Below are 21,007 nucleotides of genomic sequence, written 5' to 3'. Positions count from 1 at the left end.
CAGGGCCACCTCGATGTCTTCCCCATGAGCCGCGGCCTCGGCGCGGCGCAGCTTCCGAGCGGCCTTCCGCAACGGCTTCCGCAGGCCGGCCTTCGTGGACGTCTCGGCCGAGCTGTCCACCTGCTCCATCGCGGTGCAGCAGCTGGTCGCGATCGCCCGCGCGCTCGACGTCGACGCGCGGGTGCTCGTCCTCGACGAACCGACGTCCAGTTTGGACGCCGGTGAGGTCGAACAGCTGCTGAAGGTCGTCCGGTCCCTGCGCGAAAGCGGCATGGCGATCCTGTTCGTGTCCCACTTCATCGACCAGGTCTTCGCCATCGCCGACCGGATGACCGTGCTGCGCAACGGAAAACTGATCGGCGAGTACCGCACCGCGGACATCACGCCGGTGGAACTGGTCACCAGGATGATCGGCAAGGAGCTCCAGGTCCTCGAGGACCTGGAGGACTCCGGCCCGTCCCGGGCCGAGGTCGCCGGCGCACCCGTGCTGCTGTCCGCCGAAGACCTCGGCCGCAAGGGCGGCGTCGCGCCGTTCAGCCTCGACATCCACGCCGGCGAGGTCGTCGGCCTGGCCGGTCTGCTGGGCTCCGGCCGCACCGAACTCGCCCGGCTGCTCTTCGGCGCCGACCACTCCGACAGCGGAACGGTGACCGTCGACGGCGACACCACCTCGCTGCGCACGCCGCGGGCCGGGCTCGACCACAAGATCGCGTTCCTCTCGGAGAACCGCAAGGCCGAAGGCCTGGTCGAGGAACTGACCGTCCGCGAGAACATCGTCCTGGCGCTGCAGGCCTCCCGCGGCTGGGCGCGGCCGCTGTCGCGCCGCCGCCAGGACGAAATCGCCGAGAAGTACGTCAAGGCGCTCGACATCCGGCCCGCCAACCCCGAAGCGCTGGTGGGCAACCTCTCCGGCGGCAACCAGCAGAAGGTGCTGCTGGCCCGCTGGCTCATCACCGAACCGCGGCTGCTGATCCTCGACGAGCCCACGCGCGGCATCGACATCGGCGCCAAGACGGAGATCCAGAAGCTGGTCACCCAGCTTTCCGGCGACGGGATGGCCGTCGTGTACATCTCCGCCGAACTGGAAGAGGTCCTGCGGCTGAGCCACCGGGTCGTGGTGCTGCGCGACCGGAAGGTCGTGGCGGTCCGGGACAACCAGGGGCTCACCGCGGACGACATCATGGCCACGATGGCCGAGGGGGTGCAGGCGTGAAAGCCATGACGAAACACCGGCTCTTCTGGCCCGTGGTGGCCCTGCTGGTGCTGCTGGTGGGCGACCTGATCGCGAGCCCGTCGTTCTTCAAGATCGAGCTGCGCGACGGGCACCTCTACGGGAACCTCGTCGACATCCTCAAGAACGGCGCCCCGCTGATCCTCATCGCGATCGGCATGACGCTGGTGATCGCCACCCGCGGCATCGACCTCTCGGTCGGCGCGGTCGTGGCGATCAGCGGCGCGCTCGCCTGCCTGTGGGTCAGCGACAACCCCGACGGGGTCGGCACCACGCTGATCGCGTTCGGCCTGGCGCTGGGGCTGTCCCTGGTGCTCGGGGTGTGGAACGGCTGGCTCGTCGCGGCCCTGGGCATCCAGCCGATCATCGCCACGCTGATCCTCATGGTCGCCGGCCGCGGCATCGCGCAGCTGATCACCGACGGGCAGATCATCACCGTCAACTCCCACTCCTTCGAGTGGATCGGCAGCGGGTTCCTGTTCACCCTGCCCGGCGCGATCTTCATCGCGCTGGGGGTGTTCGTGCTGGCGTCGGTGCTCGTCCGCCGGTCGGCGCTCGGCCTGCTGGTCGAAGCGGTCGGCGGCAACCCCGAAGCCAGCCGGCTGGCGGGCCTGCGCTCGGCGCGCCTGACCTGGCTCGTCTACGTCTTCTGCGCCCTGTGCGCGGGCATCGCCGGGCTGATGATCAGCGCCAACGTGCACAGCGCCGACGCCAACCACGCCGGGCTGTTCATCGAGCTCGACGCGATCCTCGCCGTCGTGGTCGGCGGCACCCAGCTGACCGGCGGCCGGTTCTCCCTCGGCGGCTCGGTGATCGGCGCGCTGCTCATCCAGACGCTCACCACCACCGTCTACGCCCTCGGCATCCCGCCCGAGGCGATCATGCTCGTCAAGGCCGTCGTCGTGCTGGCGGTGTGCCTCCTGCAGTCGCCGGCCTTCCGCCGGAAGCTCCGGCGCCGCCGGGCCGCCACGCCGGGACGTCCGGCCACCACGCCCGCTCCCGAGAAGGTGGAGGTCACGGCATGACCACGCTCGCCCGCGTGAAGGGCTACCGGCCGCAGCAGCGGCACGTGCCGATCCTCGCGACGCTGGCGCTGCTGATCGCCGCGTACGTGTTCGGCGCGATCCAGTACGAGGCCTTCGGGTCCGGGCAGGTCGTCCTCGACCTGTTCATCAACAACGCCTTCCTGCTCGTGGTCGCGGTCGGCATGACGTTCGTGATCCTCACCGGCGGCATCGACCTGTCCGTCGGGTCGGTGGTCGCCCTCTCCACCGTCGTCTCCGGCGACCTGATGCAGAAGCACGGCTGGCCGGCGTACGCGGCGATCGCCGTGGTGCTGGTGGTCGGCGCCGTGCTCGGCGCCGGGATGGGCGCGCTGATCCACTTCTTCGAGATCCAGCCGTTCATCGCGACGCTGATCGGGATGTTCTTCGCCCGCGGCCTCTGCTACACGATCACCACCGAGGCCTACTCGATCGACAACGCCACGATCGCCACCCTGGCCCAGACGCAGATCCCGCTCGGCGGCGAGCTGCACATCTCGATCAGCGTGGTGGTCGCCCTGGTGGTCGTCGCCGCGGCGGCGTACGTCCTGGCGTTCACCCGGTTCGGGCGCACGGTGTACTCGATCGGCGGCAACGCGCAGTCCGCGATGCTGATGGGCCTCAAGACCGGCCGCACCAAGATCGCGGTGTACACGATCAGCGGCGTCTGCTCGGCCCTCGGCGGGCTGCTGCTGGTGCTCTACAAGTCCTCCGGCGACCCGCTCAACGGCGTCGGCCTGGAGCTGACCGCGATCGCGGCGGTCGTCATCGGCGGCACCATCCTCACCGGCGGTTCCGGCTACGTCCTGGGCACCGTGCTGGGGATCATGGTGCTCGGCATCATCCAGACCCTGATCACCTTCGACGGCACCCTCAACTCCTGGTGGACCTCGATCATCACCGGGGCCCTGCTGTTCGTCTTCATCGTCCTGCAGCGGCTCGTCACCCGACGGACCCGCTGAACCTCAAGGGAGACCCATGCTCCGCAGACTGCGGCGGCCCACGGCCGTGCTCGCCGCTTTGGCGCTGTGCGCCGCCGTTCCCATCGCGGCGGCGCCGGCCGCCGTGGCCGACACCGACCCGGCCCTGGCGGGGCACTGGACGTTCGACGACGGCAGCGGGACGACCGCGTCCGACACCGCGGGCACCCACCCGGCCACCCTGAACGGTGGCGCGGGCTGGGGGCCGGGCATCCGCGGCGGCGCACTGACGACCGACGGGTCCACCGGCTTCGCGGACGCGGGGGCACCCGTGCTCGACACCACCAACAGCTTCTCGGTGAGCAGCTGGGTCAAGCTGGACAAGACGTCCGGCTACCAGACGTTCGTGAGCGTCGACGGCACCCAGGTGAGCAATTTCTTCCTGCAGTTCCGCGACGACTCCCGCCGGTTCGCCTTCACCCGGCTGGCCGGGGACGCGCCGACCGACGGTGTCGTCGCGGGCGCGAACTTCGACCCGGTCGCGGGCCAGTGGTACCAGCTGACCGGCGTGTACGACGCGAGCGCGTCGACGCTGTCCCTCTACGTCGACGGCACCCGCCAGACCACTGTCGCCGCGCCCACGGCGTGGGCGGGCTCCGGGCACCTGGTGATCGGCCGCGGCAAATACGGCGGCAACCCGGTGGACTTCGTGGACGGCACGATCGACGACGTCCGCGCCTACTCGGGCGCGCTGGCCGCGGCCGACGCGGCTCGCCTGGCCATCGCCGGGCACTGGGGCCTCGACGAGGGCACCGGCACCACGACCGCCGACGACTCCCTCGACGCCCGCACCGCCGCCCTGACCGGCGGTGCCGCGTGGGGTGACGGCGTCGTCGGCCCGCACGGCGTCGCGCTGAACGGCACCGACGCCGCGGTCGACGTCCCCGGGCCCGTCGTGGACACCGCGCAGAGCTTCTCGGTGTCGGCCTGGGTCAAGCCCACCGCGGCCGGCGGCTTCCGGACGGCCGTGAGCGTCGACGGTTCGTCGATCAGCGGCTTCTACCTGCAGCGCGCCGCCGACGGCCGGTTCGCCTTCACCCGCCGCGCGGGCGACGGTGACACCGCTTCATCCTCAGCGGTGTCCACGTTGCCCGCGCAAGCCGACCAGTGGCAGCACGTGGTGGGCGTCTACAACCGGGCGGCCGGCACGCTTTCCCTGTACGTCAACGGAACCTTCCAGCAGAGCGTCCCGTTCACGACGCCGTGGACCGCTTCCGGGCACCTGGAGATCGGCCGCGGCAAGTGGGCCGGCGCCGCCGCCGACTGGTTCGCCGGCGGCATCGACGACGTCCGCGCGTACCCGACGCCGCTGACCGCCTCCGCCGTCGCCGCGCTGGCCGCGAGCGGCTCGTGGCACTTCGACGAAGGCAGCGGCACCCTCGCCCGCGACGCTTCGGCGAACGCGGCCGACGGCACGCTGCACGGCGCCACCTGGACCGCCGGGGCGGCCGGCAAGGCCGTCCAGCTCGACGGCAAGTCCACTGTGGACATGGGAACCTCGCCCGCGTTCGACACCGGCACCGGCTCGCTGTCCCTGGCCGCGTGGTTCCGCACCACCGCGGGCGGCACCCTCGTCGACCACGGCGACGGCTACGCGCTCGGTGTCACCGGCGGCAAGCTCACCGCTCGGATCGGCGCCATCCAGGTGACCACGAACGGCGGCGGCCTCGCCGACGGCAGCTGGCACCACGCCGCCCTGGTCCTGGACCGCGCTTCGCAGCGGCTCACCGTCTACGCCGACGGGGACGCCTCCGCGGTCACCAGCACCTGCGGGACGCCCACCGGCACGACCCTCGACGTCTCCGCCTGCCCGGCCTCGGGCACCGCGGCGGGCCCGTTCACCGTCGGCGCCGGCTTCACCGGCGCCGTCGACGAGGTCGAGCTGCGCCGCTTCCCGCTGACCGCGGCCCAGATCGGCACCCTGGCCGGGGCCAACCAGCTGGCCGTCGACGCCAACGTCGTCCGCGCCAACACCCGGCCCACCACCTACGGCTCGATCCTCGAGGACATCAGCCACTCGGTCGAAGGCGGCCTCTACGCCGAGCTCGTCCGCAACCGCACCTTCAAGGAGGGCTACCAGCCCGGCAGCGGCGCGGGCAACACGCCGGTGCCGTACTGGTCGCTGCTCACCTCGGCGGGCGCCACCGGGACGTACTCGGTCGACACCGCGAACCCGCTGAACACCGCGCTCGACCGCTCGCTGAAGCTGCACGCCGAGGCCGTCCCCGCCGCGGGCCGGGTGGCCGCCGCCAACGTCGGCTTCTACGGTGTCGCCGCCAAGCCGTCCACCAAGTACACCGGCAGCTTTTTCGCCAAGGGCACCTGGACCGGTGGCGTCCGGGTCAGCCTGGAGAAGCCGGACGGCACGGTCCTGGCGAGCAAGGACGTCCAGCCGGCCGGGGCCGCGTGGACGCAGCAGACGTTCAGCTTCACCACGCCGTCGACGATCACCGCCTCCACCGACAACCGGATCGTCGTCTCCCTGGTCAACAAGGGGAAGAAGGCGCTGAGCGGGGACGCCTGGTTCCAGCAGGTGTCGCTGTTCCCGCCGACCTTCAAGAACCGGCCCAACGGCGTCCGCGCCGACCTCGGCCAGAAGCTCGCGGCGCTGAAGCTCGGCCTGTTCCGCGTCCCGGGCGGCAACTACCTCGAGGGCAACACGCTCGACACCCGCTTCGAGTGGAAGAAGACCATCGGCAAGCTCGAAGAGCGGCCCGGCCACCAGAACACCGCGTGGGGCTACTGGTCCACCGACGGCTTCGGCATCCTCGACTACCTCAAGCTGGCCGAGGACATCGGCGCCCAGCCGCTGCTGGCCCTGTTCGCCGGGTACACCCTCAACGGCCAGCACGTCAGCCAGGCCGATTACCCGGCCTACGTCCAGGAAGCCCTCGACGAGATCGAGTACGCCATCGGCGACAGCTCGACCACGTGGGGCGCCAAGCGGATCGCCGACGGGCACCCGGCGCCGTTCGACCTGCACTACGTCGAGGTCGGCAACGAGGACTGGTTCGACACCTCGGGCAGCTACGCCTGGCGCTTCACGGACATGAACAACGCGATCAAGGCGAAGTACCCGCAGCTGACCGTCATCGCCACCACCGGCGGCCTGCAGGGCGGAGCCGCGTCGACCACGCCGGGCATGCGGCCGGACGCCGCGGACGACCACTACTACCAGTCGCCGCAGTGGTTCACCGACAACTCGACCCGCTACGACACCGCCGACCGCAGCGGCCCGGACATCCTGGTCGGCGAGTACGGCGCCCAGGACGGCCGGCCCACCGGCACCCTGGCCGCCGCCATCGGCGAGGCCGCGTTCCTGACCGGGCTCGAACGCAACAGCGACGTCGTCATCGGGTCGATGTACGCGCCGGTGCTGGTGCAGGAGAACCAGTCCAACTGGCCGGTCAACCTGATCGGGTTCGACGCCGGGACGAGCTACGCCTCGCCGTCGTACTGGGTGCAGCAGATGTTCTCCGGCACCTTGGGCAAGCAGATCGTCACCAGCCGCCTCAACCAGGGCAGCCCCCTGCGCCAGGTGGTCAACGTGACCACGAAGAGCGGAAGGAAGACCTTCACGGTCAAACTCGTCAACCCGACTCCGCAGGTGCAGACCGCCCGGCTGTCGCTCACCGGCGTCACCGCCGTCGACGGCACCGGCACCCTCACCACGCTCACCGGCGACCCGGCGGGGCGCAACAGCCTCGCCGCGCCCGCCGCCATCGTGCCGCAGACCAGGGAAATCACCGGCCTGGCCGCGACGTCGAAACTGACGCTGCCGGCCAACTCGGTGACGACGCTGGTCCTCACCGGCCGCTAAGACCCCGGGACGCGGCGCGTTCACCGCCGCCCGCGCCGCGTCCCGGTCACCAACCAGGAGGGAAGACACCGTGGGAGAACCACTCACCGTCGGCGTCGACTTCGGCACCCTGTCCGGCCGCGCGGTGGTCGTGCGCGTGGCCGACGGGGCCGAACTCGGCTCCGGCGTCTTCGAGTACCCGCACGGGGTGCTCGACGAGACGCTGCCCGCCACGGGCCGCGCGCTGCCGCCGGAATGGGCGCTGCAGGTCCCGGCGGACTACGTAGGAGTGCTCCGCAACGCCGTACCGGCGGCGCTGCGGGACGCCGGCGTCGACGCGGCGGACGTCGTCGGGATCGCCACCGACTTCACCGCGTGCACGATGGTGCCGACGACGGCGGACGGCACGCCGCTGTGCGAGCTGCCCGAGTTCGAAGGCAACCCGCACGCGTACGTGAAGCTCTGGAAGCACCACTCGGCGCAGCCGCAGGCCGTGCGGATCAACGAGCTGGCCCGCACCCGCGGCGAGAAGTGGCTCCCGCGCTACGGCGGCCTGATCTCCTCGGAGTGGGAGTTCGCCAAGGGCCTCGAGCTGTTCGAAGAGGCGCCCGACGTCTACGCCGCGATGCGGCACTGGGTGGAGGCGGCCGACTGGATCGTCTGGCAGCTCACCGGCGGCTACGTCCGCAACGCCTGCACCGCCGGCTACAAGGGGATCCTGCAGGACGGCCAGTACCCGAGCCGCGACTTCCTCCGCGAGCTCGCCCCCGGCTTCGAGGACTTCGTGACCGACAAGCTGGAGCACCCGCTGGGCCAGCTGGGCTCCCGCGCGGGTTCGCTGACCGCGGAGGCCGCGGCCTGGACCGGGCTGCCCGAGGGCATCGCGGTCGCCGTCGGGAACGTCGACGCGCACGTCACCGCTCCCGCCGCCCAGGCCGTCGAGCCCGGGCAGATGGTGGCGATCATGGGCACCTCGACCTGCCACGTGATGAACGGCGCCGAGCTGCACGAGGTCCCCGGCATGTGCGGGGTCGTCGAAGGCGGCATCGTGCCCGGGCTGTGGGGGTACGAAGCCGGCCAGAGCGGGGTCGGCGACATCTTCGGCTGGTTCGTCGAGCACTTCGCCGGCGCCTCGCACGAGGAGCTCACCCGCCTTGCCGCCCAGCAGGAGATCGGCGAGCACGGCCTGATCGCGCTGGACTGGCACAGCGGCAACCGGTCGGTGCTGGTCGACCACGAGCTCTCCGGCGTGATCGTCGGGCAGACGCTCGCCACCCGCGCCCAGGACGTCTACCGCGCGCTGCTGGAGGCCACCGCCTTCGGCACCCGGAAGATCATCGAGACGTTCAACGCCGCCGGTGTCCCGGTCACCGAGCTGATCATCGCGGGCGGGCTGGCGAAGAACGCGCTGCTCATGCAGATCTACGCCGACGTCACCAACCTCCCGCTGTCGGTGATCGGCTCGGCGCAGGGGCCCGCGCTCGGGTCGGCCATCCACGCGGCCGTGGCCGCCGGGGCCCACGCGGACATCCGGGCGGCCGCCGCGGCGATGGGCTCGGTCGAGCGCGCGGTGTACCGGCCGGTGCCCGCGCACGTCACCGCCTACGACGAGCTGTACACCGAATACACCGAGCTGCACGACTACTTCGGCCGCGGCGGCAACGATGTCATGCACCGGCTGGCCGCCCGCAAGCGCGCCGTCGCGAAAGGACAGTCCTGATGTCGCTGACCGGTGAAGTGCTCGACACCGTCGCCGAGCTGAAGGAGACGGTGGCGGAGCTGCACGGCGAGCTGACCCGCAACGAGCTGGTCATCTGGACCGCGGGCAACGTCTCGGCCCGGGTCCCGGGGCGGGACCTGCTGGTCATCAAGCCCTCGGGGGTGTCCTACGACACCCTGTCCGCGGACACCATGGTCGTCACCGACCTGCACGGCGAACTCGTGGAAGGGGACCTCGCGCCGTCGTCCGACACGGCCGCGCACGCCTACGTCTACCGGCACATGCCGGAGATCGGCGGGGTGGTGCACACGCACTCGACCTACGCCACGGCGTGGGCGGCCCGCGGCGAACCGATCCCGTGCGTGCTGACGATGATCGCCGACGAGTTCGGCGGGGAGATCCCGGTGGGACCGTTCGCCCTGATCGGTGACGACTCCATCGGCCGCGGCATCGTCGAAACGCTTCGCTCGAGCCGCTCGCCCGCGGTGCTGATGCGCAACCACGGCCCGTTCACCGTCGGCCGCACCGCGCGCGACGCGGTCAAGGCCGCGGTGATGGTCGAGGACGTCGCCCGCACCGTCCACAAGGCCTTCGAACTCGGCACGCCCGAACCCCTCCCGCCCGAAGACGTCGACCGGCTCTACGCCCGGTACCAGAACGTCTACGGCCAGCACTGACTTCCCAAGGAGAACGATGACTTCGGCATCGAAACCCCAGCTCTGGTTCCTCACCGGGAGCCAAGCCCTCTACGGCGAGGAGACCCTCGAGCAGGTCGCCGGCCAGTCGCTGCGCATCCAGCAGCTGCTCACCGCCTCCGGCGCGCTCCCGGCCGAGATCGTCGGCAAGCCGGTGCTGACCGAGGCTTCCTCGATCCGCCGCGTGCTGCAGGAGGCCAACGCCGACGCCGCCTGCGTCGGCGTGATCGCCTGGATGCACACCTTCTCGCCCGCGAAGATGTGGATCACCGGCCTGGACGCGCTGCGCAAGCCGCTGCTGCACCTGCACACGCAGCTCAACGAAACCCTGCCGTGGTCCACCATCGACATGGACTTCATGAACCTCAACCAGGCCGCGCACGGCGACCGGGAGTTCGGGTTCATCCAGACCCGTCTCGGCGTGCCGCGCAAGACCGTCGCCGGGCACGTGTCCGACCCGGCCGTCGTCGCGCGGATCGACGCGTGGGCGCGGGCCGCGATCGGCGCCGACCACCTGCGGAACCTGCGGCTCGCCCGGTTCGGCGACAACATGCGCGACGTCGCGGTCACCGAAGGCGACAAGGTCGAGGCCGAGCTGCGGTTCGGCGTCTCGGTCAACACCTACGGCGTCAACGACCTGGTGGAACTGGTCGACCAGGTGTCCGAAAAGGACACAGTGGACTCGCTGGTGCGGCAGTACGCCGAGGATTACAACGTTGTCGCGGACCTGGCGGCCGGGGGAGCGCGGCACGAGTCGCTGCGGTACGCGGCGAAGATCGAAGCCGGGATGCGGAAGTTCCTCACCGACGGCGGCTTCGGCGCGTTCACGACGAACTTCGAGGACCTCGGCGGGCTGCGGCAGCTGCCCGGCCTCGCGGTCCAGCGGCTGATGGCCGACGGCTACGGCTTCGGCGGCGAGGGCGACTGGAAGACCTCGGCGCTGCTCGCCGCGGTCAAGGCGATGAGCGTCGGCCGCGATCGCGGCACGTCGTTCATGGAGGACTACACCTACCACTTCGGACCGGGCAAGCCGAAGATCCTCGGCGCGCACATGCTCGAAGTCTGCCCGAGCATCGCCGCGGCGAAGCCGTCCTGCGAGATCCACGCGCTGGGCATCGGCAACCGGGAGGACCCGGTCCGGCTCGTGTTCGACGCCGCGCCCGGCCCCGGTGTCGTGCTCGGCCTGGTCGACCTCGGCGACCGCTTCCGGCTGGTGGCCAACGAGATCGAGGTCGTCACGCCGGACGAGCCGCTGCCGAACCTGCCGGTCGCCCGGGCGGTCTGGGAGCCGGCGCCGTCGCTGGCGACGTCCGCGGAGTCGTGGATCACCGCGGGCGGTCCGCACCACACGGTGCTCACCCAGGCCGTGGGTACCGAGACCCTGCGCGACTTCGCGAATCTGCTGGGAGTAGAACTGCTCGTCATCGATCACGACACGACGCCGCACGACTTCGCCGACCGGATCCGCTGGAACCAGGCCTACCACCGGCTCGCCCAGGGTTTCTGAACACCGAGCTTCTGAGAAAGGAAGAAGGAACGATGAAGTTCACCAGAGGAATCGCGGCGCTCGCCGCCGCGGGGCTCGCGCTCACGCTGTCGGCGTGCGGCTCGAGCCAGAAGACCGCGGACCAGACGGCCGCTCCCGGCGCCAGCGCCGAGGGCAGCCTGGTCGGCGTCACGATGCCGACGAAGTCGTCGGAGCGGTGGATCCACGACGGCGACAACATCAAGGCCGCCCTGGAAAAGCTCGGCTACAAGGTCGACCTGCAGTATGCCGAGAACGACATCCCGACCCAGGTGAACCAGATCGAGAACCAGATCACCAAGGGCGCCAAGCTCCTGGTCATCGCCTCGATCGACGGCACCGCCATCACCACCCAGCTGCAGGAAGCGGCCGACAAGAAGATCCCGGTCATCGCCTACGACCGGCTGATCCGCAACTCGCCGAACGTCGACTACTACGCCACCTTCGACAACTTCAAGGTCGGCGTCGAGCAGGCGAACTCGCTGGTCAAGGGCCTGGGTGACGGTGCCGGTCCGTTCAACATCGAGCTGTTCGCCGGTTCCCCGGACGACAACAACGCGACCTTCTTCTTCAACGGCGCGATGTCGGTCCTCAAGCCCCTGATGGACAGCGGCAAGCTGGTCGTCAAGAGCGGCCAGACCGACTTCGCCCGCGCGGCCATCCTCCGCTGGGACCCGGCCACCGCGCAGCGCCGCATGGAGGACCTGCTCACCAAGACCTACACCGGTGGCGCGAAGGTCCAGGGCGTGCTCTCGCCGTACGACGGCCTGTCGATCGGCATCCTGTCGGCGCTGAAGAGCAACGGCTACGGCACCGCCGGCCAGCCGTACCCGATCGTCACCGGGCAGGACGCCGAGGTCGCCTCGGTCAAGTCCATCATCGCCGGTGAGCAGTACTCGACGATCTTCAAGGACACCCGCAAGCTCGCCGACACCACCGTCAAGATGGCCGACGCCGTGCTGAAGGGCCAGAAGCCCGAGGTCAACAACACGAAGGACTACGACAACGGCAAGAAGGTCGTCCCGTCCTACCTGCTGCAGCCGGTCACCGTGGACAAGACGAACTACCAGAAGGAACTCGTCGACTCGGGCTACTACACGGCAGGTCAGCTGAAATGACCGAACTGCTCGGCATGCGCGGGATCACCAAGACCTTCCCCGGGGTCAAGGCGCTGTCGGACGTCAACCTTTCCGTGCGCCGCGGGGAGATCCACGCGATCTGCGGGGAGAACGGCGCCGGGAAGTCCACCCTGATGAAGGTGCTCTCGGGCGTCTACCCCCACGGGACGTACGACGGCGAGATCACCTTCGACGGGCAGCGGTGCGAGTTCGGGTCGGTGCGCGACAGCGAACGGCGCGGGATCGTGATCATCCACCAGGAACTCGCGCTGTGCGGCCAGTTGTCGATCGCGGAGAACATCTTCCTCGGCAACGAACAGCAGAAGCGGGGCTGGATCGACTGGAACCGCACCAACCACGAGGCCGACGCGCTGCTCAAGCGCGTCGGCCTCGCCGAAAACGCCACGCGGGCGGTGCAGGAACTCGGGGTCGGCAAGCAGCAGCTCGTCGAGATCGCGAAGGCGCTGTCCAAAGAGGTCAAGCTGCTGATCCTCGACGAGCCCACCGCGGCGCTCAACGACGACGATTCGGCCCACCTGCTCGAGCTGCTGCGCGGGCTGCGGGACGAGGGCGTCACGTGCGTGATCATCTCGCACAAGCTCGGCGAGGTGACGGCGATCGCCGACACCGTCACGATCCTGCGTGACGGCAAGACGATCGAGACCCTGGAGGCGGCGGGGCTGACGGAAGAGCGCATCATCACCGGGATGGTCGGGCGCGACCTCGAGCACCGGTTCCCGCCGCGGGAGCCGGAGATCGGGGAAGAGGTGCTGCGGATCGAGGACTGGACCGTGCACAGCCCGACCCAGGCCGGGCGGGTCGTCGTCGACCACGCGTCGCTTTCGCTGCGGCGCGGGGAGATCGTCGGCCTGGCCGGGCTGATGGGCGCCGGCCGCACCGAACTCGCGATGAGCGTGTTCGGCCGGTCGTGGGGCAAGGACATCTCCGGCCGCATCTACAAGCGCGGCGAGGAGATCGAGGTCCGGTCGGTGCAGGAGGCCGTCCGCCACGGCATCGCCTACGCCACCGAGGACCGGAAGCGCTACGGGCTCAACCTGATCGAGGACATCCAGCGCAACGTGTCCGCGGCCGGGCTGGGCAAGCTGGCCAAGCGCGGCTGGGTCAACGAGCACGCCGAGCACGACACCGCCAACCGGTACCGGCGCGATCTGCGGATCAAGGCACCGAGCGTGCAGAGCGTGACCGGGAAGCTCTCCGGCGGCAACCAGCAGAAGGTCGTGCTGGCCAAGTGGATCTTCACCGATCCGGACGTGCTGATCCTGGACGAACCGACCCGCGGCATCGACGTGGGCGCGAAGTTCGAGATCTACACGATCATCAACGAGCTGGCCGCCCAGGGGAAGGCCGTCCTGGTCATCTCCTCCGAGCTGCCGGAGCTGCTCGGGCTCTGCGACCGGATCTACGCGCTGTCGGCGGGGCGGATCACCGGCGAGGCCAAGCGCGAGGAAGCCACCCAGGAACTGCTGATGCAGTACATGACTAAGGAACGGGAATGACCACGACCGAAGCGCGGCCCGCCGTGCCCCCGGTTGAGCGCTCCAAGCGGAGGATCTCGATCAACCCGCGCCAGAGCGGCATCTACGTCGCGTTCGCGCTGATCGTGGTGCTGTTCGAGGTGCTCACCGGTGGCGCGCTGCTGGAACCGCAGAACATCTCCAACATCATCGTGCAGAACAGCTACGTGCTGATCCTCGCGATCGGGATGATCCTGGTGATCATCTCCGGGCACATCGACCTGTCCGCCGGGTCGGTGGTCGCGATGACCGGCGCGGTGTCGGCGGTGCTGATGGTGAATTCGCACGTGCCGTGGTTCTGGGCCGTGCTGATCACCCTCGTCGTCGGCGCGGCGATCGGCGCGTGGCAGGGCTACTGGGTCGCCTACTTCGGCATCCCGGCGTTCATCGTGACGCTCGCCGGCATGCTGGCGTTCCGGGCCCTGACCCTGACGGTGCTGGGCAACCAGGGCATCGGCCCGTTCCCGGACGCGATCCGCACGCTGTCGAACGGCTTCACCGACGGCTACCTCGGCAACATCGGCCTCGGCCCGCTCGGTGGCGCCGACCTGGTGTCGCTGCTCGCGGGGGTGGCCGCGGTCGCCGGGATCGTGTTCACCCAGTGGCGCAAGCGGATGGGCCGGCTGGGCTACGGCCAGGACGTCGATCCCTTCCCGGTGTTCGTGCTCAAGCTGGCCGGGATCGCGGTGCTGGTGCTCGCGCTGGTCGTGCAGCTGGCCCGCTTCAAGAACCTGCCGTGGGTGCTGATCCTGCTGGCCGCGCTGGTGCTCGGCTACTCGCTGGTGGCCGGCAAGTCGGTGTTCGGCCGGCACATCTACGCCGTGGGCGGGAACCTGCAGGCGGCGACCCTGTCGGGCGTCAAGGTCAAGCAGGTGACGTTCTGGATCTTCGTCAACATGGGCGTCTTGGCGGCCCTGGCGGGGATCATCTTCGCGGGCCGGCTCAACCAGGCGGGCCCGACGGCGGGCGTCAACTTCGAGCTGGACGCGATCGCGGCGGCCTTCATCGGTGGCGCGGCGGTCCAGGGCGGCGTCGGCAAGGTGGTCGGCGCGATCACCGGCGGCCTGATCATGGCGGTGATCAACAACGGCATGTCCCTGATCGGCGCCCCGAGCGAGCGCGTGATGCTGGTCAAGGGCGTCGTCCTGCTGGCGGCGGTGGCCTACGACATCTGGACGAAGCGCCGCGCGGCTTCCTGAGCCGGGGCCCCCTCCGCCGTGTCGACCTCCCAATCACGCGTGTCGACTCCCCAGTCACGCGTGTCGGCTCCCCAATCACGCGAGCCGCGTGACTGAAGGGACGGTATACGTGATTGGAGGGTCGACACGCGTGGTTGAAGGGTCGACACGAGGGCCGCGCCGGGTTCCGGCGCGGCCCTCGCCGGCTCACTGGTTGCAGCGCTTGCCGGTGTTGATGCAGTTGACGACCTGGTTCATCAGGCGCTGGCCCATGACGTTGGCGAAGTCGTCGTGGTCAGAGCGGGGGTTGTGCTTCTCCTGCGCGAAGGCGTCCACTTTGTACTGGCCCTTGACCTGGATGTCGTGCGGGATGTTGTAGACCAGCTTGATCACCAGCTGCGGCACGTTCTGGAAACCCTGGGGGCACTTGCCCTGCTGGTCGGCGAACACGATGTGCGTGCGGTGGTTGGCGCTGTCGATGTTCTTTCCGTCCCAGCAGTTCGGGAAGGCGTGGATCCGCTCGACCTTGCTGTTCTGCGGGCAGATCGGGTAGTGGTCGGTCAGCCGGTCCTCGAAGCCGGTGCAGGTCCAGCTCGGCCGGGCGTTGGCCGGGCCGTTGGTGCTCTGCTTGGCGTCGCCGTACAGGATGCGGAGGAACTGCGGCATCGCGACGACCTTCTTCGCACCACCGCTGGTGAACGTGATCGTCGCCGACTGGACGCGCTGGATCTCGCCGTCGTTGTCGCCGACCTCGTTCTTGTCGTTGACGCCCGGCAGCTCGCCCGCCTGGCCGCCCGAGTTCTGGCCGCCGTTGTCGAGGCCGCCCTTGCCGTTCTGCTTGAGCACGCACTGCGCGAGCCCGCCGAGGTTGGCCGGCTTCGCGGCCCGGCGGCCGATCGCGATGGCGATCCGGTCGATGGTGGCCGCGCGCTTGTCCTTGAGCGGCCCGACGACGGCGTTCTGGATGTCCTGCGGCGTCTTGAGGTCGCCGTTCGCGATCCGCTTGTTGGCCTCGTCGATCTGCTTGTCGAGCAGGTCGAGGTTGCGGTTCACCTCGTCCATGGCCTGGTCCGGGACGTCCGGCAGCTTGCTCGCGACGTCCGGGCAGTCGACCTGCGCGCTCGCCTTGTCCTTGGCGCTGCCGGCCCGGTCGGGCTGCGTGGCGGGTGGGTTCTTCTCGGCGTCGCCGGTGTCGATGCGGACCACGGGCCAGAAGTAGGCGGACTTGTCGCCGTTCTTGCAGGTGGTGCCGGCCTTCGAGAGGCTCTTGTTGTTCGAGTCGGCGTTGGTGGAGAGGTTGCCGACGTAGTCGTGCAGGTGCTGGGCACCGTTCTTGATCCCCGGCTGGGCGATGAAGTTGTCCGGGTTGAAGTGCTGGTTCTCGTTGCGGCCGCAGTCCACCGTGAACGTGCCGCGCGCGCCCTTCTGCTGCAGCGCCTTGTTCACGTTGATGCCCGAGGGGACCTTCGCGATGTCGATGAAGAACGACGGGTCGGCCTCGTCGGCGCTGGCCTCACCGGTGCGGCCGGCGGTGGTCGCGACGACGATGCCGCCGACGGCCAGCGCGAGAGCCAGGCCGCCGGTCGCGATCTTCGTGCGGCGGGTGATGCGATGTCTGCCCGTGGCGGGGGTGCGGGAGTTATTCCGGGCCATGTTCACCTCGTTCGGTTGTCCGGGCACGCCGAAACACGCTTGCGTACCCGGTCTGGAGACGCGCGGAACCCGGGGAGTGAGCATCGGGCGCGGGTATCGGGGGAACCCGCCCGGTGTCACTGGTTCCGGCATTGGGGGGAACGGCCGCCGCCGGGGACCGGTTCAGCCCGTTACCTTTTCGTTATTTATGGAAGGTGAACGAAGTTCACGTATGATCTTGTGATCGCTAACATCACCTCATGCCCGTGGACGACGCAGGTCCTGACGGTCCGCTCCGCGCGCGGCCCCTCCGGCGCCGGGGCACGCTCGGGGTGATCGCCACCGGCTCGTCGGCCTCGGGGCCGGTGCTGCACGGCCTCCGCGAGGCCGCCCGCGAGCAGGAGTACGTGCTCAGCGTCTTCAGCGTGTCGAGCAGGAGCAGCGCGGCGGTGCTGGCGGCGGTGGCCGGCCTCCAGCTGCAGGGAGTCGCCGGGATCGTGGTGCTCGACGGGCACCTGCTGGCCGAGCTGGCCCCGGTCGCCGGCATCCCGTTGGTCCCGGCGGCCTCGACCGACCAGTACGCGGGCGCGCGCCAGGCGACCGAGCACCTCCTCGAACTCGGCCACCCGACGGTCTGGCACCTCGGCGGCCCGGAGGAGGGCCCGGTGGCCCGCGCCCGCGAACGCGGCTGGCGCGAGACGCTGGAACGTCACGGAGCCGAGGTCCCGCCCGTGGTCCGCGGCGACTGGTCGGCTCGTTCGGGTTTCCGCGCGGGCCAGTCCCTGGCGGTCGAATCCGGTGTGGGCGCGGTGTTTTCGGCGAACGACCACATGGCACTGGGCCTCCTGGCGGCCTTCGCGGCGGCGGGCATGCGAGTTCCGCGAGACGCCCACGTGGTCGGCTTCGACGACGTCCCCGAGGCGGCGTACTTCGCACCCCCGCTGACCACGGTCCGCCAGGACTACCTGGAGGCGGGCCGCCGCACCCTGGCCACGATGGCGGCCCGCCTCGACGGAGTCGCGCTTCCGGCCTGGGGAACGGTCGAGGCCGAGCTGGTGGTGCGCGAGAGCAGCCGCTGCCTCAAGGGCGCGTAGGTTCCGGCCCGGAAGTCACCGGGTCAGCGGCAGGGACGCCATCCCGCGCAGCGCCGGGTTGGGACGGCGCGTCACTTCGCCGCCGATCCGCAGCGTCGGAAACCGCTTTCCCAGCTGTTCGAGCAGCACGGTCATTTCGAGCCGCGCCAAGGCCGCGCCGAGGCAGAGGTGCAGGCCGTGCCCGAAGAACAGCCCACGGCCGCCGTCCCGGGTGATGTCGAATCGGTCCGGGTCGGCGAACCGCGCGGGGTCCCGGTTCGCCGACCCCGAGAGCAGCACGATCACGTCGCCCTCGGGGATCTCGCGGCCGTCGAGCACCGCCGGCCGGGCGGCCGCGCGCTGGGTCACCTGGGCGGCCCCGTCCCACCGCAGGATCTCCTCGGCCGCGCCGGCCGCCAGTCCCGGATCGCCGGTGAGCAGGGCGAACTGGTCCGGGTGGGTCAGCAGCGCGTGGATCCCGTTGCCGAGCGCGCTCGCGGTCGTCTCGTAGCCGCCGCCGAACAACACGAGCAGCGAGTTGAGCACCTCTTCGCCGGACATCAGCTCCTCGCCGGCGGCGGGCCTGGCCAGCAGCGCGGACGTCAGATCGTCGCGCGGCTCCGCCCGCCGCCGTGCGATCAGTTCCGTGAAATAGGTGTGGTATTCGACGGCGGCCGCGTCGACCGCGGCGCGCAGCTCCGGCGACATCGCGGGGTCGACCTGCTTGCCGATCAGGTCGGTGACGCGGCGCAGCCGGTCGTGGTCGGTTTCGGGCACGCCGACCAGATCGCCGATCACCGCCATCCCCAGCGGGTAGAGGACGGTGCCGACGAACTCCGCCGCGGCCCCGCCGGCGGTGGCGTCGGCGAAGCGGTCGAGCACCCGGTCGGTGGCCCGGCGGACGGAAGGCGCCAGCGCCTGGACGCGCCGGACGGTGAAGTCGCGGACCAGCAGCCGGCGTTCGCGGGTGTGGTCCGGCGGGTTCTTCCACGGCAGCAGATCGGCCAGCAACGCCATCGCCGGGTTGTCCCGCCAGCCCGGCGTGTGCCGGTCGCGCCACCCGGCGTCGAGGACGCGGAAGGTCTCGCCGTCGGCGAGCACCTGCTGGCAGTCGGCGAACCGGCTGAGCACCCAGCCGCCGAAGACCTCGCTGCGGAAGATCGGCGTCTCTTCGCGGAGCTTCGCGTAGACGGGGTACGGATCGGCGAGCCCGGCCGGGCTGGACAGGGACAGCAGGGCTTGGTCGGCGGCTGCGGACACGAGTGCTCCCTCCGGTGGCGGAAAGCGGTCCCCGCAGTCTTCTCCCGATGCCCCGGCCGGGCAACGTCCGGCAGCCGGGTCGTCGACGGAGGCCAGGTCGCCGACCGGCCACCATTCGGCGGACCGCCGGTGTGGCACTACAGCTTCAGGCGGTCACCGAGCCCGCGGACGTGGTCCGCCCGGCCGCAGTCGAGGTCCTGCTGGCGGCGGCGTTCCGCGACGAACGCGCGGCCCAGCCCCGTCCGGTCCGAAGTGGACATACTGCGGCGCAGGTCGTTCAGCAGCCCGCGTTCCTCGCCGCGGACGTGCGTGTCGACGACGTTCTCCAGCCGCAGCAACGCCTTCTCGAAGTCGTCGCCGTCCAGGACGGCCAGGAGGTCGTCGGCGAAGGGAGAGCCCGGCTCGCCCGGGCGGACGATCCGCTCGGTCGCCGTCGCGTGCGCGACCAGGAGGGCCGACAGCTCCGCCACCAGGGCCGGCCGGTCGGCTTCGGTGTTGCGCAGGTCGCGCAGCAGCTGCTCGAACCGGCGGTGGTCGGCCAGCAGCACCTCGACCAGGTCCGAACCCGGTGCCGCCGCGGCCGGGGCCGGGCGCATCCAGCCGAACGTCAGCTCCACCGCCTGGCGCCAGTGCGCGTATTCGGAGTCGCGGCGGGCCGGGTCCATCGCCGGCAGCCACTGGCCCGCCCGGTGCCAGTTGCGCCGCAGGCCCTCCAGGTCCGGCCAGTACCCGACGGACAACCCCGCCGCATAGGCCGCGCCGAGCGACACCGTCTCCGCCACCATCGGGCGCACCACCGGCACGTCGAGCACGTCGGCGATGAACTGCATCAGCAGGTTGTCCGCGGTCATCCCGCCGTCGACCTTCAACGTCGAGAGCGCGAGCCCGGAGTCGGCGTTCATGGCGTCGACGACCTCGCGGGTCTGCCAGCCGGTCGCCTCCAGCACCGCCCGCGCGAGGTGGCCCTTCGTGATGTACGACGTCAGCCCGGCGATGACGCCGCGTGCCTCGCTGTGCCAGTGCGGCGCGAACAGGCCGGAGAACGCGGGCACGATGTAGCAGCCGCCGTTGTCGTCGACCGTCCGGGCGAGGGTCTCGATCTCGGGCGCGCTGCCGATCAGCTCCAGGCCGTCGCGGAACCACTGCACCAGCGACCCGGTGACGGCGATCGACCCTTCGAGCGCGTACACCGCGGGCTCGTCGCCGATCTTGAAGCCGACCGTGGTGAGCATGCCGTGGGTGGACAGGACCGGGGTCGGGCCGGTGTTGAGCAGCAGGAAGCTGCCGGTGCCGTAGGTGCACTTCGCCTCGCCCGGCGCGAAGCACGTCTGGCCGAACAGCGCCGCCTGCTGGTCACCCAGCGCGGCGGCGATGCGGATGCCGGGGACCACGCGTGACGTCGTGCCGTAGACCTCGGTCGACGAGCGGATCTCCGGCAGCATCGCGCGCGGGACGTCGAAGAACTCGAGGAGCTCGTCGTCCCAGTTGAGGGTGCGCAGGTTCATCAGCATGGTCCGCGAGGCGTTGGTGACGTCGGTGACGTGCACGCCGCCCTCGGCGCCGCCGGTGAGGTTCCAGATCAGCCAGCTCTCGATGGTGCCGAAGAGGACGTCCCCGCGTTCGGCGCGCTCGCGCAGGCCGGGGGTGCGTTCGAGCAGCCAGCGGATGCGAGGAGCGGAGAAGTACGTGGCGAGGGGGAGGCCGCACAGCTGCCGCACCCGGTCGGCGCCGGGTTCGCGGGCGAGCTGTTCGAGCATCGCGTCGGTCCGGGTGTCCTGCCAGACGATCGCCCGCCCGACCGGGTTGCCGGTGCGCCGGTCCCACAGGACGGTGGTCTCGCGCTGGTTGGCGATCCCGAGCCCGACGACCTGCTCGGCGGTCGCGCCCGCGTCGGCGAGGGCCTGCGGCACGATCCGCGAGAGGTTCCGCCAGATCTCGGTGGCGTCGTGCTCGACCCACCCGGGCCGCGGGAAGTGCTGCTGGTGCTCCCGCTGCACGACGGAGACGAGCCGGCCGCGCGCGTCGAACAGGATGCACCGGGTGGAGGTGGTGCCCTGGTCGATGGACATCACGTACCGCTGGACCATGGTCCTCCCTTCGCCACCGGGACGCGCCCGCGCGCCGGCCGGTTCGGAGGTCGCGAACCCCGCCGTCCGACTCCACGGAGACCAGCCACGACGTGGGCTGGACGCCGATCGCCGAAGAAGCCGCCCGCGCC

Annotated in this window: 13 protein-coding genes and 1 pseudogene; 11 read left to right on the top strand and 3 right to left on the bottom strand. The window is 70.5% G+C overall.

Annotation, left to right across the window (positions count from 1 at the left end):
* Positions 1 to 79: 79 nt before the first annotated feature.
* The 10 genes and pseudogenes from ACWDN5_RS39175 to mmsB form a co-directional block, all read left to right on the top strand.
* Positions 80 to 1,213: pseudogene (locus ACWDN5_RS39175) on the top strand (sugar ABC transporter ATP-binding protein); the annotation flags it as partial.
* A gap of 5 nt (positions 1,214 to 1,218) precedes the next feature.
* A complete protein-coding gene (locus tag ACWDN5_RS39170; protein WP_310976303.1) occupies positions 1,219 to 2,256 on the top strand; it encodes an ABC transporter permease in 1,038 nt (345 codons plus the stop codon).
* The gene (yjfF, locus tag ACWDN5_RS39165) at positions 2,253 to 3,236 is read left to right on the top strand and encodes a galactofuranose ABC transporter, permease protein YjfF (RefSeq protein WP_310976243.1); all 984 of its coding nucleotides are present in this window, start codon (positions 2,253 to 2,255) and stop codon (positions 3,234 to 3,236) included. Before ACWDN5_RS39170 ends, yjfF begins: the two co-directional genes overlap by 4 nt.
* 16 nt (positions 3,237 to 3,252) lie before the next feature.
* The gene (locus ACWDN5_RS39160) at positions 3,253 to 7,074 is read left to right on the top strand and encodes a LamG-like jellyroll fold domain-containing protein (RefSeq protein ID WP_449679833.1); all 3,822 of its coding nucleotides are present in this window, start codon (positions 3,253 to 3,255) and stop codon (positions 7,072 to 7,074) included.
* Between the two features lie 70 nt (positions 7,075 to 7,144).
* A complete protein-coding gene (gene araB, locus ACWDN5_RS39155; protein ID WP_310976241.1) occupies positions 7,145 to 8,773 on the top strand; it encodes a ribulokinase in 1,629 nt (542 codons plus the stop codon).
* Entirely contained in the window at positions 8,773 to 9,450 is a 678-nt protein-coding gene (locus ACWDN5_RS39150; protein WP_310976240.1) for an L-ribulose-5-phosphate 4-epimerase, read from the top strand. The genes araB and ACWDN5_RS39150 overlap by 1 nt, the downstream gene beginning before the upstream one ends.
* A gap of 16 nt (positions 9,451 to 9,466) precedes the next feature.
* A complete protein-coding gene (gene araA, locus ACWDN5_RS39145; RefSeq protein ID WP_449679832.1) occupies positions 9,467 to 10,975 on the top strand; it encodes an L-arabinose isomerase in 1,509 nt (502 codons plus the stop codon).
* Between the two features lie 32 nt (positions 10,976 to 11,007).
* Positions 11,008 to 12,111, top strand: a complete 1,104-nt coding sequence (gene chvE, locus ACWDN5_RS39140; RefSeq protein WP_449679831.1) for a multiple monosaccharide ABC transporter substrate-binding protein — start codon at positions 11,008 to 11,010, stop codon at positions 12,109 to 12,111.
* Positions 12,108 to 13,628 (top strand): multiple monosaccharide ABC transporter ATP-binding protein, encoded by a 1,521-nt coding sequence (gene mmsA / locus ACWDN5_RS39135; RefSeq protein ID WP_449679830.1) that lies wholly within the window; start codon positions 12,108 to 12,110, stop codon positions 13,626 to 13,628. Before chvE ends, mmsA begins: the two co-directional genes overlap by 4 nt.
* On the top strand, positions 13,625 to 14,845 hold the full coding sequence (gene mmsB, locus ACWDN5_RS39130) for a multiple monosaccharide ABC transporter permease (RefSeq protein ID WP_310976236.1): 1,221 nt from the start codon (positions 13,625 to 13,627) through the stop codon (positions 14,843 to 14,845). The genes mmsA and mmsB overlap by 4 nt, the downstream gene beginning before the upstream one ends.
* Positions 14,846 to 15,031: 186 nt before the next feature.
* Here the strand turns inward: mmsB and ACWDN5_RS39125 are convergent, their stop codons facing one another.
* Positions 15,032 to 16,477: a DUF1996 domain-containing protein gene (locus tag ACWDN5_RS39125; RefSeq protein ID WP_310976235.1), complete on the bottom strand. Its 1,446-nt coding sequence runs from the start codon at positions 16,475 to 16,477 to the stop codon at positions 15,032 to 15,034.
* Between the two features lie 239 nt (positions 16,478 to 16,716).
* On the opposite strand from ACWDN5_RS39125, the gene ACWDN5_RS39120 reads away from it, so the two are divergent.
* Positions 16,717 to 17,550 carry a substrate-binding domain-containing protein gene (locus tag ACWDN5_RS39120; protein WP_449679829.1) on the top strand — a complete coding sequence of 278 codons (834 nt, stop codon included), beginning with the start codon at positions 16,717 to 16,719 and terminating at the stop codon, positions 17,548 to 17,550.
* A 15-nt stretch (positions 17,551 to 17,565) separates the two neighbouring features.
* On the opposite strand, the gene ACWDN5_RS39115 is transcribed toward ACWDN5_RS39120, so the two are convergent.
* Together ACWDN5_RS39115 and glpK are read right to left on the bottom strand one after the other, a co-directional pair.
* A complete protein-coding gene (locus ACWDN5_RS39115; RefSeq protein WP_449679828.1) occupies positions 17,566 to 18,789 on the bottom strand; it encodes a cytochrome P450 in 1,224 nt (407 codons plus the stop codon).
* A 137-nt stretch (positions 18,790 to 18,926) separates the two neighbouring features.
* On the bottom strand, positions 18,927 to 20,876 hold the full coding sequence (gene glpK / locus ACWDN5_RS39110; RefSeq protein WP_449679827.1) for a glycerol kinase GlpK: 1,950 nt from the start codon (positions 20,874 to 20,876) through the stop codon (positions 18,927 to 18,929).
* Between the last annotated feature and the right edge of the window lie 131 nt (positions 20,877 to 21,007).

The organism is Amycolatopsis sp. NPDC003731 (assembly GCF_053586895.1).
This window is presented reverse-complemented; position numbering and strand designations above follow the sequence as displayed.